Source organism: Myxococcales bacterium, from assembly GCA_016703425.1.
Taxonomy (GTDB): Bacteria; Myxococcota_A; Polyangia; order Polyangiales; family Polyangiaceae; genus JADJCA01.
This window is the reverse complement of record JADJCA010000002.1, coordinates 81,415-94,665: the sequence shown is the minus strand read 5'-3', so window position 1 is coordinate 94,665 and position 13,251 is coordinate 81,415. Positions and strand designations below refer to the sequence as shown.

Sequence of the window (13,251 nt, the reverse complement as noted above, 5' to 3'; positions counted from 1 at the left end):
ACGCGCCCTCACTTCTGCGGCGCTTCCGAGGCGAGCCTCGGATCGAGCAGGTCGCGCAGCGCTTCCGCCACCACGTTGATGGACACGAGGCACGAGAACAAGAGCACGCCGGGAAGGATCAAGAGCCACGGCGAGCCGCCGGTGCGGCTCACGTCGCTGAGCATCGCGCCCCACGACGGCGTGCCCTCGGGGACGCCGACGTGCAAAAACGAGAGCGACGCCTCGACGAGCACCACCGACCCGAGGGCAAACGTCACGGCGACCAGCACCGGCCCTTTGACGTTGGGGGCCACGTGCAAGGCCAGGATGCGGAGCGGTGATGCGCCGAGGGCACGGGCCGCCGTGACGTAGTCGCGCGACACGACGCTGAGCATCTCGGCGCGGACCACGCGGGCGATCTCGGGCCAGCGGATAAGGCCGATGACGGCGAGCATCGTGAGCAGCGTGGGCTTGGGCAACATCGCCTGAATCGCCAAGACGAGCACCAGCGGCGGAAAGGCCGTGAGCGTCTCGATGAGCCGTGTGAGCACGCCATCGACGATGCCGCCAAAGAAGCCCGCGGCGGCGCCGAAGAGCGTGCCGATGAAGACGAAAGCGAGGGCGCAGGCGAGCGCCAACGTGACCGTCGTGCGCGTCGCGTAGACGGCCCGCGCGAAGACGTCGCGTCCCTTGGCGTCGGTGCCGAGAAGATGGCCAGCTCCTCCTTCGGCCCGCGTCTCCGCGCCGTAGCGGACCGGCGGGAAGACCATCGTGTCGGCGGCCGTCCGCGACCGCTCGAGGGTTTGGCAATTCTGGTTCGCGAGCTCCGGCGGCCGCGTGACGGCGGGGAGGACGAAGGTCTTGCCGCCGATGCGAGCAAAGAGCGGCAGGTCGGCCGCCAGGAGCTCGGCGAATACCGACACGAAGATCAGCGACGCGAGGAACACCAGCGCCGCGAACGCCGCTGGCTTGCGGCGCAGCTGGTCGAGGGCACGCCGCACCGAGCTCTCGCGCGCGGGCAGCACGTATGCCGGACGCGCGTCGTGGAGCGACACGCGCTCGCGGGTGCCGGCGGTCGTCATGCAGCCCTCCCGCGGCGGCGGAGCAGCTCACGGACGCGAGGATCGATGATGCCGGCCGCCAGATCGCTGGCGATGAGACCCACGGAGCAAATAACCGCGCTGAGCATCGTGACGGCCACGAGCCACGCGTGGTCGCTCGCTTCGACGGCGCGCACCGACTCGAAGCCGAGTCCCTCGAGGCCGAAGACTTCTTCAACGACGAACGCCGCTCCGAAGAGTTGGGGCAAGAGCACGCCGGCCAGCGACAAGGTCGGCGCGATGGCGTTGGGCAACACGTGGAGGAAGAGCAGGCGAAGGCCCCCGGCGCCGCGCGCGCGCGCCGCTCGCACGTATTCGAGACTCAAGACCTCGAGGAGCGCGGCCCGCTGGTAGCGGGCCGTGAGCGCCGTGACGGGAGCGGCGAGCGCGAGCACTGGCAAGACGAGCTCTCCCGAGGTCTTGGGGGCAAAGTTCGAGAGGAGCTGCGCGAGCCAGAAGGTCGGCGCCGAGTAGAGAACGAAGAGGCCGATGGCGAGGCCGTGGTCGATGGCGCGTCCCCGTTGCGTGGCCGACACCAGCGCGACGGGAACGGCCAGCGCTAGCGCCAGCGCCAGTGCCATCGCAGCGAGGCCCACCGTGATCGGTGAGCGCGTGATGAGCTTCTCGAGGATCGGCTTTCCGTCACGGACGCTGAAGCCCAAGCGGCCCGTCAGCGTCTTGCCGAGCCAGCGGCCGTAGCGCGTCTCGGTGATCGTGGCGGCGACGCGCGACGCGCCCTCGAGCGGCTCGAAATACGTGTGACTCTCGAACCAGAAGCTCTCCCACTCGTTCGCGATGTCGCGTGCGGTCGTGCGGGCAGTCTCCTCGTCGGGGAAGCGCGCCTTCGGACGGCCCGCCGCGCGAGCGAGCTGATTGACGACAAGGCGCTGCTCCGCGGTCGTTGTCGCCGTGCGCAGCGCGGCCACGAGCAGCGGCACCACGAAGGTGTCGAGCTCCACGAGATCATGCTCGCGCGCGGGCGTGGGCTCGCGAAGGTAGCGATCGACGACGCGCCGCGCGGCGGGCTCGCGAAAGTCGAGGCTCCGCTCCTCCCAGAAGCGGGTCCAGAAGGTCGCCGCGCGCGCCGGATCGCGGAGCACCTCGGCCTCCCCGAGCCCCATCCTCTCTGCCGCCGGCGCGAGCGCCACGGCGACGAGCCCGCGTTCGTCGGGCCTCAGGTTGTCGAGCTTTGGCAAGATGTAGGGGAAGGCCGCGCCGCCCAACTTTCCGAGCTCGTAGGCCGCGAGCGGCGCCTCCGCATCCTTGGCGATCACGTGCTTGACGGCCGCGTCGGCGCGCGAACGGACGTCGTCGGGCGTGACGTCAAAAATCGCGGCAGGTCCGCGGAGCGCGCTCGGCGGTTCTCCGTAAACGCGTCGTAGGCCGCCGGATCGCTCGCGAGGAGCGCCATGCGCGCCGCGAGCGTGCCTGGCCCGACGTCGGGAATGAGCGTCGAGATAAGGAACACGACCAGGCTGATCCCGATGAGCGCCGGGATGGCCCAGAGTATTCGCCGGAGCGCGTAGCGAAGCACGGCCCGCGATTATGGGCTCGAACGCCCGCCACGGGCACGAAAAGCACGGCGCGCGACACCGCGAGCGCCGCTTGCGGGGGTTCTTGCGATCGGCGCCGCGAAAAGCGAAGGTGGCAGACGATGAGACTACCCACTGATCTCCTGGCCAAGGCTCGCGCGTGGGCCGATGCCGATCCCGACGTTGAAAGCCGCGCCGAGCTCGAAGCGCTGATCGCGGAGGCCAACGAGGCAGAGCTCGCCGACCGCTTCGCCATGCGGCTCGAGTTCGGCACGGCAGGCCTTCGCGGCGTCATCGGCGCCGGCCCGAATCGCATGAACCGCGCCGTGGTCATCATGACGTCCTACGGCCTCGGCCAGTGGCTCAAGGCGCGCATGACGCCGGAGGCGCTCGCGAACGGCGTCGTCGTGGGCCACGACGCGCGCCGCATGAGCCGCGCCTTTGCCGAAGACACAGCGGCGGTGCTCGCGGCGATGGGCATCCGAGCGCACCTCTTCGACACCTGCCAACCGACGCCGCTCGTAGCCTTCGCCGCGGCCGAGCTCGGCGCCGCCGCCGCCGTCGTCGTCACGGCCAGCCACAACCCGCCCGAATACAACGGCTACAAGCTCTACGGTCCCACGGCGTCCCAGATCGTGTCGCCCATCGATCAAGAGGTCGAGTCGCTCATCGAGAAGGCGCCCGCACCGAACGCCATCGCGCGGATGGACCTCGGCGAGGCGCGCCGTCTAGGCCTCGTTCGCGACGTGCCCAGCGCCGTCGAACGCGCGTACCTCGACAGGGTTCGTGAGCTCGCTCCCGGGACGTCCCCCCGGGACTTCTCCATCGTCTACACGCCGCTCCACGGCGTCGGCGGCGCGCTGACCACGAAGGCCCTCGCGGAAGCGGGCTTTGGGAGGGTCTTCCCCGTCGCGGAGCAGATGACGCCGGATGGCCGCTTCCCGACCGTCGCGTTCCCCAACCCCGAGGAGAAAGGCGCCATGGACCTGGCCCTCGCCCTCGCGAAACAGGAGAGCGCCGAGCTCGTCCTCGCCAACGACCCCGACGCCGACCGGCTCGCGGTGGCGGTGCGTGGGGGAGATGGCGAATACGTGCAGCTTACCGGTAATCAGGTGGGCGTCCTGCTCGGGCACCACCTGCTCACCCGGGCCAAGGCGGCGGGCCTTCCCATGGGCGCGCAGCTCGTCATCACGACGGTGGTGTCGACGCCGATGTTGTCCGTGATGGCGGCGCGCTTCGGCGCCCGTTACGACGAGACGTTGACGGGCTTCAAGTGGATCGCTGCACGGGCGCTCGCGCTCGCTGCGTCGGACCAAACGCGCTTCGTCTTCGGCTTTGAGGAAGCCCTTGGGTACACGGTCGGTACCCTCGTGCGGGACAAGGACGGTGTCGCGGCGGCGACGGTCTTCGCCGACATGGTGGCCGAGCTTCGCGCACAGGGGCGCTCCGTTTTGGACCAACTCGACGCGCTCGCCCGGGAATACGGGCTGTTTGTGAGCGAGCAGGTCAACGTCACGAAGAAGGGCGCCGATGGCGCCGCGGCCATCAAGGCCATCATGACCGGCCTGCGGAAGAAGGCACCCTCGCGACTCGGGCCCTTCGGGTTGACCGCGCTTCGCGACTACGAGGCGAAGACGCGCACCGACCAGAGCTCTGGCACCGTGACGCCCCTCACGCTGCCGGCCTCCAACGTCCTCACCTTCGAGCTCGAAGGTGGAAGTCGCGTCATTGCGCGCCCCAGCGGCACGAAGCCGAAGATCAAGTTCTACTTCGATGTCTGCGAAACGGTCCGTCCCGGTGAGGCCATCGACGCGGCGCGAAGCCGCGCCAAGGCGACGCTCACGGCCGTGCGCGACGACTTCATCCGCGCCGTCTCGTAGCTCAGGAGCGGCTCAGGCGCGCTAGTCAGCGCTCCACCGCAGCCACGCGTCCTTCGTCCAATCGCCAGTCCCGTCGCGCACGGCGCCGGCGTAGGCGGCCGTCGCTTCGAAGAACGCGTCGGCGGGCGGCGCATCCCCGGTGAGCTGCGTGGGCGGCGCAAAGCTCGGACCGGTCGGGGAGAAGCACGCGAAGCCCGGATCAGTCTCGACGTTCTTGCGCGCCGCGTCGGAGAAGAACGTCCGTTCGTTGAAGCCCTGATCGTCGTCGAAGAGCGGACTCTGGGGATCGGTCGAGTTCTCGTCGGTGGCGACGTTGTCCGCGGTGTTGCCGTTGAAGACGGAGCTCTTGAGCTCGAAGGGCGCGCCTTGGGCACCCGGACGTCCATGCCCACGGCAAAGCCGCGCACGATCACGTTCGAGAGAGCCGGCGCGGCGTTGTTGCGCAACATGAGCCCGCGGCCCTGATTCGCCTGATCGGCGCCGCAGAGGGTGACGTTCGACGCGACGAGCTTCGCGTTGTCGACGAGGAGCCCGTGGTGGCCGCCTCCTTGCGTCGGGGGTACGCTGTCCCACGAGAAACTGCGCTCGCCCTTGGTAGCCGGCGTTGAGCTCGAACATCTCGTCGGCCGGGTATTGGCAGACAAGGTGCTTGAGGTCGACGCGGCCGCCGTTGATGGTGAAGCAGTTATCGGTGGTCTTTCGCACCTGGACGCCGTCCACCAGGTGCCGCTGCCGACGCCAAGGAGCGAGAGGGCCCTGCGCCGCGTATTCCACGCGAACGTATTGAAGTGAGCCCGACGAGTCGGCCTCGACGTCGCCGCCGTAGTCGACTCCATTGACGTTTCCGGCCGGCGGCGCTTTGCCGAGGACGGCGACACCTTTCCACTGTCCCGGGCCGGGCGTTGCCGCCGCGCTCGTGAAGATCACCGCCTGCTCGCGGTTGCCCGTCACCACCAGCTTCGCGCCCTGCGCGATAACGAGCGCCGCGTCTTGTTCCGCCTTGATCACCGTGCCGGCTTTGATCGTCAACGTGGCACCGGCTTGGACCGTCACCGTGCCGCGAAGGAGGCTCGTCGTGTTGCAGTCGAGCGTGACGTCGGCGGTGATGTCCGTGGCGGTCGCCGCAGCGCCTCCCGCGAGCGCAACTTCCGGTCTCGTCGCCAGCGCCGGGCACGTCTCGACGACGACCGGTGGTGGGGTGCCGGGGGGCGTCGTTCCTTCCGCCGGTGCGGCCGCGCCGCTGCCGGCCGGCGCCGCCGGGGCGATCGAGCCTTCGCGCGCCAACCCCGGCGCTTCGCACATGCCCGAGGTGTTGCAGACGGTGCCGGCGAACCTCCCGCAGTCCTCGTCGGTCTTGCACTGTGCAGGCTCTTCGAAGAGCGCCGAGCACGCTGCCAAGAGGCCCGCCGCCGCGAACAAGAACGCGCGCCCGGCCGGGGTCGCGGGGGCGCTCATTGGAACGTCCCTCGCGCGCCCACGAACGACGGCGCCATGAAGAGCCCGAGCGTCGGCGCCGGCTTGGTGCCCGGGCTTGCGTCTGCCTTCGCCTCACCGCGACCCGAGAGGAGCGTGATGGTCACGACGGAGATGGCGCCCACGCCGAGAGCCACCGACACGCCCGCGAGGAGCGTCGCCTTGCCTTGCGCGCTCTCGAGCTCGTCGCGTGTCGTGCCGAGCGTGTCCTTCTTGGACTCGAAATCGGAGATCGCCGCCGACGCCAAGACGGCGGTCGCCGCCGAGCCGACGGCCAGCGCGCCGGCCGCCACGAAGCCGACACGCTTTCGCGAGCCACCGCCACCGGCGGGCGCGGGCGCTTCCTTTGGGAGCCGCCGCGGCCGCGGCGGCCGGTCCCTCAGCCTTCTCCGGCTTCTCCGGCGCGAAGGGGTCCAGCTCCTTCCAGATGGGGCGTCGGTCGAGGGGCGTCTCCTGCGGCGTCTCCTTCGCCGCTTCCTTCGCAGGCTCTTTGGCGGGCGCTTCCTTGGCGCCCTTCTTCGACGATGCGGTCGTGGGCGCGGTTGCTGGTCCGGCGGTGGCGACCGACGCTGGCGCCGCACCTTCGAGCTCGACGGTGACCGATTGCTCTTCCTTCACGGAGACGGTCGCCTTCGCGCTGCTGCCCTCGAGCGCGAGGACGTGCTTGCCGGGCATCACGGGCACCGGCTCGGGCAGCGGCGTGACGCCGACGAAGGTTCCGTCGACGAGCACGCGCGCGCCCTTCGCTTTGGCGCGAACCACAATGGAGCCGACCTCGACGGAGAGGTCTTGAATCTTCATCACCGCTTCCGCGCGCTCTTTGGTGGGCGCGCTCGCGCCGGCGAGCCTCAGGTAGTCCTGGTAGGCGCGCATCGCGCCCGCGGGCTCTTCCTGCTTTGTTTTGATTTGAGCCGCCAAGAGGGCGAGGGCCGCCGATGAGGGGTCGGCGTCGCGGGCCTTTTGAACCTTCTCCGCCGCCGCCTCGAGGTCGCCCTTCTTCAACGCGCCGCGAATCTCCGCTTCGACCCGCACCTCGGGTCGGGCCCGCGCCTCGGGGGAAGGGGGCGCCGCGTAGCCGACAGCCGGAAGCACGCCCCATGCGGCGAGGAGCAGGACCCGAAGGGGGGCCGAGGGAGGCCGAGTCATGCCTGCCCGCGAGCAACACGAGTGCCAGGGGAAATACTGGAAAAATCAAGTCGGCAGCGCCGGTCCGTACCGTCCACCAAGCATCGTCTGTTGTGGCGGCAGCCGCTCAAAGGCGGCGATGGACTGGCGATCCTTCAGGGGCCAGGGGTGCCGATGTGGGCCTGACGCGGGGGGCCCTTGCCGGGGTCCTTCGCAGGGCCCGCCCGTGCCTGTTCCATCGGGGCCGTGGAAATGGCACGACTCGCTCTCGAACCATGGCCGATCCCAGCCGCGACCAAGAGCTGCCGCCCGTCTACGTCATTGAGTCGATCCCCGTCGGAGGGGCGCACGAGGTGACCCCTGACGAGTGCGCGAAAGAGAAGATCCCCACGCCGGCGCACCTCCGCGTCTACAAGGAGTTCGGCCGCGGCGGCATGGGACACGTGCATCCTGCGACGGATCGCAACCTGCTCCGTCACGTGGCGCTCAAGCGCCTCGACAAGGGCCTCGTCAGCGAGCGCTTCACGTCGAGGGCTTCATCGCCGAGGCGCAGATCGCAGGCCAACTCGAGCATCCGAACATCGTCCCGGTGCACGAGCTCGCCGTCGACAACGGCGTGCCCTACTTCACGATGAAGCTCGTGCAAGGGTCCAGCCTCGACGGTTGGTACAAGAAACATCCCGTCGGCTCGCCGGAGCGCATGACGAAGGGTCTCGAGATCTTCCTCCGGCTCTGCGACGCCGTCGCCTACGCGCACCACCGCGGGGTCATCCACCGCGACTTGAAGCCCGCCAACCTCATGGTTGGCGAGTTCGGTCAGGTCTACCTGATGGACTGGGGCCTCTCGCGGCTCACGCGCACGCAGCCGGCGTCGGGCAAAAACTCCCAGATGAACGCGCCCGGCGCCGTCGGCACGCCGGACTACATGGCGCCCGAGCAGGCCAAGGGCGACCCGACCATCATGGACGAGCGCTGCGACATCTTCGGCCTCGGAGCGATGCTCTACGAGCTGGTGAGCGGCAAGCGTCCCTACGGCGATCACCCCGACGGTCGCGTCATCTTGGAGCGCGCGCTCAAGGGCGAAATTCGCCCCATCGACGACGTCGCCCAGAAGGTCGGCATCTCGCGACGCATGCGCGCCATCATCCAGAAGGCGACGGCCATCAACCCGAAAGAGCGCTACCAGACCGTCGCGGAGCTTCAGCGCGACGTCCACGACTTCTTGCTCGGCGGCCTCCACTTGCCGCGCAAGTTGTTCGAGCCCGGCACCGTCATCATGTGCGAAGGCGATCCCGGCGACGCCGCGTACATGATCGTCAACGGTCGGTGCCGTGCGTACCGCACCGTCGACGGTCAGGAAGAGACGCTCAGCGTGATGGAGCCCGGCGAGGTCTTCGGCGAAATGGCGCTGCTCCTCGAAGAGCCGCGCGCCGCCTCCGTCGTGGCCATGGACCGCGTCGTGGTGCTCGTCTTGGACAAGGCGACCATGAACGAGGGGCTCGGGCTCGAAGGCTGGAGCGGCGCCCTCGTTCGCGCGCTCGCCCAGCGCTTCCGCAACCTCGAGCAACACGTCCGCGTGTCGGGGCTCCGCCGAAACTCGGGGCCCGCCGAGTCAGAGCGCTGATCAGCCCCCTCTCTTAACCTTGGTCGTCGGAGGGGCGAGCTTCGCCCGAGCCAAACGCCTCCTCGGTGGCGCGCTCCTCGACGACACGCAAGAACTCACTGGCGCCGATGCGAGCATCGGTCTCGGGCGCGTTCGCCCACGTTTCGTCAAACCCATGGCTGTCCATGTTGCAAGGCTAGTCGCCCCGTGCGTCGACGCTGTGACAACGGAGCAAAGAGACCGCGACGCGGTTCGGCGGCCGTTGGGTCGTCGCTGCCCGTCGGGGTTCCGCGGGCTTTCGGCCTCGACGCCTCAAGGGGTGTCGCGGAGCGCGTAGACGATGCCCAAGGCGCTCGGACGGCTCCACGTGGCCATCAGTGTGCGGTTCGGGCCCAGCGCGATCAGATCTTGCGCGGGGAGCCAACTCCCGGTCGACCATGAGGTCCACAGGGGCGCTCCCGATGCGCTGAAAGCCACGCCGCCGCCGTAGATGTTGCTTGCAGCGTCGAGGACGATGGCGCCGCCCTCCAAGGGGACCGTGGCCTCGAAGACGAGCGTGCCGGTCTTGCTGTACTTGGAAATGGAGCTCTGTTGGTTCGCGGGCTTCGACGTGTCGGTGCTGGTGAACACGACCGAATCGTCGGCGCCGATGGCGACGCCGAAAGGGGAGGTCTGTGCATGTGCCGTGGAGACCTTGGTTGATGTTCCGTCTTGCCGAAGCACGCTTGGCCACCCGAACGATCCCCAGTTGTGGAAGGGGTCGGGCGTGACGGCCCACACGGTGCCGCCGGGCGCGACGCCCCAAAGCTGCAAGGGCGCCGCGTGGGACACGAGGGCGCCGGAGGCGCTGTAGCGATCGACCCAGAAGTCCCGATCGCCGCTGCCTGGCGCGATGTACTTGGAATCGGACTTCAGCCAGCCTCCGCCCGGCACGTCTGCGCGGCGTGACGGCGAGAAGAGCGCAGTCGCGTTCGAGAGCGCCTTCGTGGTCGGCGCGTAGCGCTTCGCGGACGCGACGCCACCGACGACCGCGCTTTCGTCTTCGAGCTCCGCTGGGGCGCCGAAGTGCACCGAGCCATCTGCCAGCGGCGTCACCTTCCTAGGGAGTCGGTCGGAGCCTACCTCCTCCGAGAAGAGGACGCTTCGGGCGCCGTTGTTCGGCGCGAACCGGACGAACGAATGAACCACGACGGCGCCTCTCACCGTGGGTCGCCGACCTTGCTCGTAGGCGTAGAGTGCGTCGTCCCCACCGATGGCGATATCGACAAGCCTACCCCCGGCGAGCTGCCACCAACGGGTCGTGCCGTCGGCGGCGATCGCGGTCAAGAAAGACTCCTGCGTCGCATAGGTCGTCCCCGCAGCGTCGACCACGAGCTGGTCGACCGGGAGCTGTTTCAGCAACTCGACCTTCCACGCGATCTTCGGCGAAGTCGGACCGGTCGCGGTGGAACGCCCCTGCCGATCTCGGCATCCGCCCGCCATGGGCCAGGGGTGCTTGACGCAAGGGTCGGTGGCGTTGCTGCTCGGCGGTACCGGGGGCACCGGCGGCGGCGACGAAGCGGCGGCGAGTGAAATCTCGAACGAGGTGGGGCCGACTGCTTCTCGCGGAAGGCGATCGTGCGAGCCCGTCTTGGTGAGCGTGAAGGAGATGCGCGCGTCTTTCGTTGTGCCGTCGGCGTCGTCGTTGGACGCGAGCGTCTTCTTGAAGTCCGGCCCGATGAGCCACGCTCGGGCGTCCTGGAAGAACGCACCCAGATCGTGACGGCGTCGCCGACGTTGCCATCGAAGCGAACCGCTCGATAACGTCGCGTCGGGGCCGAGGCGACCGTCGTCGTGTTGCCGTATGCCAGCGATGTGACGACGTCGGAAAAGGCGAGGTCCATCAGTTTCGATTCGGCCGTGTCGCTTTCGTCGGTGTGCTCGTCCGAGTTGCATGTGTTGAGCGACAATCCAAAGGCGGCGACCACAAACAGAAACGCGCGCGACATGAGCTCTCCTCTGCTGCTCGGAGAAAGCCGCTCAGACGCGCGGCGGGCTCGAGCAGGGCTGCGATTGACGGCACCATGACCCGCCCAATCTGATCAGCCAGAGGAGTTAACAGCGAGCGCGGTCTTATTCGTCTTCGACGAAGGCCCGCAGCCGCTCGAGGGTCGCGTCCCAGTGTTCGGAGATGCGAGCGAGGTAGCCGCGCGCCTCGGCGAGCCTTCGCGGTTCGAACTCGAAGACGTTCTCGCGGCCCTCGCGTCGACCTCGAAGCAGGCCCGCCGCGGAGAGCACGCGCAGGTGTTTCGTCATGGCCTGACGCGTGAGGTGCGAGCCCTCCGTCAGCTTGGCGATCGAAAGCGGGCCCTCTTCCGTCAGGCGAGCCACGACGCGGAGGCGCGTCTCGTCGCCGAGCGCTGCGAAGACCGGTACAACCGCGCCTGGCGGTGCCCGCTGCGCGCTTGATGCGCGGCTGTTGTGGCGAACACTAGACGCCATGCGCGAGATACTTCTCGATGAGCTTCGACTGGTGAGCCCAGCCGCCGTCGTTGGCGTGGAAGGCCGCGGCGCGACGCGCCAGCGGAACGCCGTGGAAGCCCGTCTCGGTGATCGTGAGCCGCGTACCTCCCCCTTCCGGCGAGAGCTCGAACGTCACGAGCGTCGTGGGCTCGCTTGAGTAGTCGACGGCCGCGTCGATGGCGAAGGGGTGCCATCGAAACGAGAAGAGCCGCTCTGGCTCGATGCGGTCGACGGTGATGTCGAAGGGCTTTCCCGCATGCGGCTCCTGGAGCTTCGCGACCTCGGCGTCGACGGTCGTCGGGACGATGCGTCCGCGCATCGGCGCTCCCGCCACGAAGGGGCCATCAAAGACCACGCCGAACCAGGCGCCGAAGGCGCTCGCGTCGCTGACGGCGCGCCAAACGCGCGACGGCGGCGCGCGAAGGAAGATGCTTTTCTCGATGCGATCGGGGACGTCGTCCATGGGCAACCTCTTGGTTGCGTATGGAGTAGCGCCGACGGGGTGGAAGCGCAACCAAAGGGTTGCTTTTCCGACGGCTGCGTTTCGGGCTACGGTCGCGGCGCGAGGGCGGTGCCCGTCCGTCCAGCGCGGACCACGCGCCGTCGTGTTGCCGGGAACTCGGCCGGTCCCAGGACGGAACCTTGGGTCAAAACGAAGGGAAATGGAGAGCGCTGCTCCTCCCCTTGACACCCCGGGCCCGCTCAGCCATAAGTCGCGCCCCGCTTTTTGCAGGCTCAAACCGGCGTCTGCCGGCCTGTCGGAGCGGTAAAGGAAGACGTCATGCCGAAGATGAAGACCAACAAAAGCGCCGCGAAGCGCTTCAAGGTCACCGGAAGCGGGCGGGTTCGCCGACCCAAAGCGGGTGGCAACCACATGCTCATCAACAAGTCCCGGAAGCGCCTTCGTCGCCTCCGCAACAACGACATGGTTCACGGAACCATGGAGAAGCGCATCAAGCGCCTCCTTAACGGCTGACGTAGGAGTTTCCCATGCCCCGCGCAAAACGTGGATTTAAGGCTCGCCGCCGCCGCAACCGCATCCTGAAGCACGCCTCCGGCTTCCATAGCGCCCGCTCGCGCCTCTTCGCTTACGCGAAAGAGGTCGTGATGAAGTCCTGGGTCTATGGCTACGCCCACCGTCGCCGTCGCCGACGCGACTTCCGCCGCCTTTGGATCACCCGCATCAACGCGGCCGCCCGCACCGCCGGCACGAGCTACTCGCGCCTCATGCACGGCCTCAAGAAGGCCAACATCGGGCTCGACCGCAAGGTCTTGAGCGACCTCGCGATCTTCGACCCGAAGGCCTTCGCCGAGATCGTGAAGACCGCCGCGACCTAGAGCTTAGCTCTATCAAGCGAAGAGACCCCGCGCCGGTTCGCCGAGCGCGGGGTTCGTCTTTTGTGCCCGCTATGGTGGCGCTCGCGACGGCCGCAGTTCGGCGGCAGGCGTGAGGCGTGAGCGCGACGAACTCAGCGCGCCCAGAGGAGCCCTAGCTCCAGCTCGATGGCGTCGAAGGGCACAGCGCGAATCTTCGCCTCACCGGAGAAGACCTCGAACACGCGGTATCCCTTCCCATCGAGCAAGAGGAGCTCGAGCGTCTGCGCCTCGGGATCGACGAACCAGACGTGGCGAACTTCGAAGGACGCGTAGACCTTGAGCTTGTCGCCTCGGTCGAGGGATGCCGTGCTGGGCGAGAGGACCTCGCACACCCAGTCCGGTGCCAGCGTGAAGTAGGCCTTATCGACGGGCATCTCGGGCATGCGCTCCCGTCGCCAGCCGGCGAGGTCGGGCACGATAACGTGATTGCCAAGGTGAAGCTCTGGCTCGTCCAGGATGAGCCAACCGCCTGGGCCGCCGCGCCCTCGCTTGAAGGGAGGACCGAGCTCTTCGCCGAGTGTCGTCGCGGCCTGCGCACGTTTCGGGGCCGGCCGAGGGTGCGCGTGGAGCACACCGAACACGATCTGCCCGGTGATATGACGGGGCAGGGCGAGGAGCTCGTCGTAAGTCGCGGCGGCGCGGGCCGGATCAGCCATGACAGCGGAGTGTAGCGCACGGCG

At 68.5% G+C, this 13,251-nt stretch carries 14 protein-coding genes; 4 read left to right on the top strand and 10 right to left on the bottom strand.

Annotated features, from left to right (window positions below; translation table 11 throughout):
• Positions 1-8: 8 nt before the first annotated feature.
• Genes IPG50_06660 through IPG50_06650 form a run of 3 tightly spaced genes read right to left on the bottom strand, consistent with a single transcriptional unit; the run spans position 9 to position 2,613 of the window.
• The gene (locus tag IPG50_06660) at positions 9-1,061 is read right to left on the bottom strand and encodes an ABC transporter permease (protein ID MBK6691872.1); all 1,053 of its coding nucleotides are present in this window, start codon (positions 1,059-1,061) and stop codon (positions 9-11) included.
• Positions 1,058-2,353: an ABC transporter permease gene (locus tag IPG50_06655; GenBank protein ID MBK6691871.1), complete on the bottom strand. Its 1,296-nt coding sequence runs from the start codon at positions 2,351-2,353 to the stop codon at positions 1,058-1,060. Before IPG50_06655 ends, IPG50_06660 begins: the two co-directional genes overlap by 4 nt.
• Positions 2,350-2,613: a hypothetical protein gene (locus IPG50_06650; GenBank protein ID MBK6691870.1), complete on the bottom strand. Its 264-nt coding sequence runs from the start codon at positions 2,611-2,613 to the stop codon at positions 2,350-2,352. The genes IPG50_06655 and IPG50_06650 overlap by 4 nt, the downstream gene beginning before the upstream one ends.
• Positions 2,614-2,733: 120 nt before the next feature.
• On the opposite strand from IPG50_06650, the gene IPG50_06645 reads away from it, so the two are divergent.
• Positions 2,734-4,491 (top strand): phospho-sugar mutase, encoded by a 1,758-nt coding sequence (locus tag IPG50_06645; GenBank protein MBK6691869.1) that lies wholly within the window; start codon positions 2,734-2,736, stop codon positions 4,489-4,491.
• A 21-nt stretch (positions 4,492-4,512) separates the two neighbouring features.
• Here the strand turns inward: IPG50_06645 and IPG50_06640 are convergent, their stop codons facing one another.
• A complete protein-coding gene (locus IPG50_06640; protein MBK6691868.1) occupies positions 4,513-5,946 on the bottom strand; it encodes a hypothetical protein in 1,434 nt (477 codons plus the stop codon).
• A 93-nt stretch (positions 5,947-6,039) separates the two neighbouring features.
• The gene (locus tag IPG50_06635) at positions 6,040-7,110 is read right to left on the bottom strand and encodes a PEGA domain-containing protein (GenBank protein ID MBK6691867.1); all 1,071 of its coding nucleotides are present in this window, start codon (positions 7,108-7,110) and stop codon (positions 6,040-6,042) included.
• A gap of 346 nt (positions 7,111-7,456) precedes the next feature.
• On the opposite strand from IPG50_06635, the gene IPG50_06630 reads away from it, so the two are divergent.
• On the top strand, positions 7,457-8,713 hold the full coding sequence (locus IPG50_06630) for a cyclic nucleotide-binding domain-containing protein (GenBank protein ID MBK6691866.1): 1,257 nt from the start codon (positions 7,457-7,459) through the stop codon (positions 8,711-8,713).
• Positions 8,714-8,726: 13 nt separating this feature from the next.
• On the opposite strand, the gene IPG50_06625 is transcribed toward IPG50_06630, so the two are convergent.
• The 4 genes from IPG50_06625 to IPG50_06610 all read right to left on the bottom strand — a co-directional run bounded on the left by IPG50_06625 (position 8,727) and on the right by IPG50_06610 (position 11,657).
• Positions 8,727-8,879, bottom strand: a complete 153-nt coding sequence (locus IPG50_06625; protein MBK6691865.1) for a hypothetical protein — start codon at positions 8,877-8,879, stop codon at positions 8,727-8,729.
• A 125-nt stretch (positions 8,880-9,004) separates the two neighbouring features.
• Positions 9,005-10,627, bottom strand: a complete 1,623-nt coding sequence (locus tag IPG50_06620; GenBank protein ID MBK6691864.1) for a hypothetical protein — start codon at positions 10,625-10,627, stop codon at positions 9,005-9,007.
• Between the two features lie 177 nt (positions 10,628-10,804).
• Complete coding sequence (locus IPG50_06615; GenBank protein MBK6691863.1) at positions 10,805-11,173, bottom strand: helix-turn-helix transcriptional regulator; 369 nt, start codon at positions 11,171-11,173, stop codon at positions 10,805-10,807.
• A complete protein-coding gene (locus IPG50_06610) occupies positions 11,163-11,657 on the bottom strand; it encodes an SRPBCC family protein (GenBank protein ID MBK6691862.1) in 495 nt (164 codons plus the stop codon). Before IPG50_06610 ends, IPG50_06615 begins: the two co-directional genes overlap by 11 nt.
• Before the next feature lie 318 nt (positions 11,658-11,975).
• Here IPG50_06610 and rpmI point away from each other — a divergent pair, with 318 nt between their 5' ends.
• Positions 11,976-12,170 (top strand): 50S ribosomal protein L35, encoded by a 195-nt coding sequence (gene rpmI / locus IPG50_06605; GenBank protein MBK6691861.1) that lies wholly within the window; start codon positions 11,976-11,978, stop codon positions 12,168-12,170.
• A 14-nt stretch (positions 12,171-12,184) separates the two neighbouring features.
• Positions 12,185-12,532, top strand: a complete 348-nt coding sequence (rplT, locus tag IPG50_06600; GenBank protein MBK6691860.1) for a 50S ribosomal protein L20 — start codon at positions 12,185-12,187, stop codon at positions 12,530-12,532.
• Between the two features lie 131 nt (positions 12,533-12,663).
• On the opposite strand, the gene IPG50_06595 is transcribed toward rplT, so the two are convergent.
• Positions 12,664-13,227, bottom strand: a complete 564-nt coding sequence (locus IPG50_06595) for a Uma2 family endonuclease (protein MBK6691859.1) — start codon at positions 13,225-13,227, stop codon at positions 12,664-12,666.
• Positions 13,228-13,251: the final 24 nt, after the last annotated feature.

Excerpts from the sequence above, each read along its gene's own strand:
- IPG50_06660 (MBK6691872.1), bottom strand. The coding sequence starts at position 1,061 with ATGACGACCGCCGGCACCCGCGAGCGCGTGTCGCTCCACGACGCGCGT.
- IPG50_06645 (MBK6691869.1), top strand. The coding sequence starts at position 2,734 with ATGAGACTACCCACTGATCTCCTGGCCAAGGCTCGCGCGTGGGCCGAT.
- IPG50_06640 (MBK6691868.1), bottom strand. The coding sequence starts at position 5,946 with ATGAGCGCCCCCGCGACCCCGGCCGGGCGCGCGTTCTTGTTCGCGGCG.
- IPG50_06635 (MBK6691867.1), bottom strand. The coding sequence starts at position 7,110 with ATGACTCGGCCTCCCTCGGCCCCCCTTCGGGTCCTGCTCCTCGCCGCA.
- IPG50_06625 (MBK6691865.1), bottom strand. The coding sequence starts at position 8,879 with ATGGACAGCCATGGGTTTGACGAAACGTGGGCGAACGCGCCCGAGACC.
- IPG50_06620 (MBK6691864.1), bottom strand. The coding sequence starts at position 10,627 with ATGCAACTCGGACGAGCACACCGACGAAAGCGACACGGCCGAATCGAA.
- IPG50_06615 (MBK6691863.1), bottom strand. The coding sequence starts at position 11,173 with ATGGCGTCTAGTGTTCGCCACAACAGCCGCGCATCAAGCGCGCAGCGG.
- IPG50_06610 (MBK6691862.1), bottom strand. The coding sequence starts at position 11,657 with ATGGACGACGTCCCCGATCGCATCGAGAAAAGCATCTTCCTTCGCGCG.
- rpmI (MBK6691861.1), top strand. The coding sequence starts at position 11,976 with ATGCCGAAGATGAAGACCAACAAAAGCGCCGCGAAGCGCTTCAAGGTC.
- rplT (MBK6691860.1), top strand. The coding sequence starts at position 12,185 with ATGCCCCGCGCAAAACGTGGATTTAAGGCTCGCCGCCGCCGCAACCGC.
- IPG50_06595 (MBK6691859.1), bottom strand. The coding sequence starts at position 13,227 with ATGGCTGATCCGGCCCGCGCCGCCGCGACTTACGACGAGCTCCTCGCC.